This is a genomic window from Crenalkalicoccus roseus (assembly GCF_004761865.1).
GTDB lineage: Bacteria > Pseudomonadota > Alphaproteobacteria > Acetobacterales > Acetobacteraceae > Crenalkalicoccus > Crenalkalicoccus roseus.
The window spans coordinates 1-1,893 of sequence record NZ_SJDM01000094.1 but is presented as its reverse complement, the minus strand read 5'-3'; the positions used below and the strand labels follow the sequence as shown (position 1 = coordinate 1,893).

The window sequence follows — 1,893 nt, the reverse complement described above, 5'->3', positions numbered from 1 at the left end:
CGATAGGCCCGCGCCTGCGCCTCGGTCAGATGCGACAGGCGGATCGCCGGGACCGCCTCGAGGCCGAGCGCCCTGGCGGCCAGGATGCGGCCGTGGCCGGCGATCAGCACACCCGCATCGTCCACCAGCACCGGCACGGTGAAGCCGAACTCGCCGATCGAGGCGGCCAGCTGCGCCACCTGCTCGGGCGGGTGCTGCCGCGCATTCGCCGCATAGGGGACGAGCGAGGCGACCGGCAGCCGCTCCACGCGCAGATCAGGCAGCATGCGCCGCCTCCCCCGCCTGGACGGCGTCGCCCGCACGCGCCGCGGCGACGGCGTCGTAATCGCGCCCGTCGTCGGCCAGCGTCACCGGCAGTGCGGGATGCAGCATCCGCCAGCGGGCAATCGCCAGGTCGACATAGGCAGGAGCAAGCTCGATGGCGCGGACGCGCCGCCCAGTGCGCTGCCCCGCCAGGATGGTCGTGCCGGAGCCGCCGAACGGCTCGAACACGGTGTCGCCCTCGTCCGTGTAGGCGCGCATCAGGAACTCCGGCAGCGCGACCGGGAACACCGCCGGGTGCTCGGTCTCGATGCCCCTGGCCTTGTGGCGGGTGATGCGCAGCACGCTGTCGGGGATGCGCATCTCCTGCACCGGCAGGCCGATGTGGGTGTAGGCCTTCACCGCGCCGTCGGCGGCGCGCAGCCCGCTGCCCTTGTTCGGCGTGCCGGCCCATTTGCAGGGGACGATCTTGTTGGGCGGCCGCGCCTCGCGGTTGAAGTGGAACACCAGCTCGAAGGCCGGCGCGAGCCGGCCGTTCCAGTCCCCCGGCAGGCCCGGCCCCTGGTCCCAGGCGTAGAGGGCGAAGCGCCGCCAGCCCTGCGCCCGCATCCCGTCGAGCCAGCCCTGCCAGTAGGGCTGCCATTCGCCGTCGCGGTGGATCAGGCCGAGGTTCACCAGCACCTGGCCGTCCGGCCGCAGGGCGGCGCCGAGATGCCGGAAGACGCCCTGCATCAGCGCGTCCCAGTCGGACACGCCGCCCGTCGTGTAGGCCCGCTGGTTCCCGTAGGGCGGGGAGGTGAACAGCAGCGCCGCGCGCTCCGTCTCCATCACGCGGGCGACCGAGGCCGCATCGGTGCTATCGCCGCAGAGCAGCCGGTGCTCGCCGAGCATCCACAGGTCGCCCAGGCGGGTGACCGCCGCACGGGGCGCCACAGCCTCGGCGTCGGCCGGATCCTCGGCCGCCTCGCCCTCCCCCACCCCCTCGTCTGGCGGGTTGCCGGTGGCAACCGTCGGGCTGGCAACCGCCCCGTTGCCAGGCTCGGTTGCCACCGCCTCCAGCCCGGCCAGCAGCCGGTCGATCTCCTCCGCCCCGAAGCCGGTCAGGGCGAGGTCGATCCCGCCCATCTCCTGCAGCTTCGCCACCTCGGTGGCCAGCAGCGCCTCGTCCCATCCCGCGTTCAGCGCGATGCGGTTGTCGGCCAGCCGATAGGCGGCCTTCTGCGCCTCGGTGAGGCCGGCCCGCACGATGGTGGGGACGGTGTCGAGGCCAAGGGACTGCGCCGCCAGCAGCCGGCCGTGGCCGGCGATGAGCTCGCCGCGCTCGTCCACCAGCACCGGCGCGACGAAGCCGAACTCGAGGATGCTGGCCGCGATCTGCGCCACCTGCTCGGGCGAATGCGTGCGCGCATTGCCGGCATAGGGCAGCAGCGAGGCGACCGCGCGCGCCTCGACGGCGCTCGCAGACCATGGGGCCTGGGGCATCTGCACCTGCGTGATCGTGGAATGGTGGCCGGCGCGGCTGGCAACTGCGCAACGCTGGCAACCTGGAAAACTGGCCTGGCGCTAGAAACCTTGCGCGCTTCCGCTTCCCGCATACGGCGGGCCCAGGAAGGACCCTGCGGCTCGCGAGCC

The 1,893-nt window shown here is 73.3% G+C and carries 2 protein-coding genes; both read right to left on the bottom strand.

Annotation, left to right across the window (positions count from 1 at the left end):
• Positions 1 to 266, bottom strand: a 266-nt coding sequence (locus ET526_RS20965) for a ParB/Srx family N-terminal domain-containing protein (protein WP_158295664.1), incomplete at its 3' end; no start/stop codon positions are given.
• The gene (locus ET526_RS20960) at positions 256 to 1,743 is read right to left on the bottom strand and encodes a site-specific DNA-methyltransferase (protein WP_135471024.1); all 1,488 of its coding nucleotides are present in this window, start codon (positions 1,741 to 1,743) and stop codon (positions 256 to 258) included. The genes ET526_RS20965 and ET526_RS20960, both read right to left, overlap by 11 nt.
• Between the last annotated feature and the right edge of the window lie 150 nt (positions 1,744 to 1,893).

Excerpts from the sequence above, each read along its gene's own strand:
- ET526_RS20960 (WP_135471024.1), bottom strand. The coding sequence starts at position 1,743 with ATGCCCCAGGCCCCATGGTCTGCGAGCGCCGTCGAGGCGCGCGCGGTC.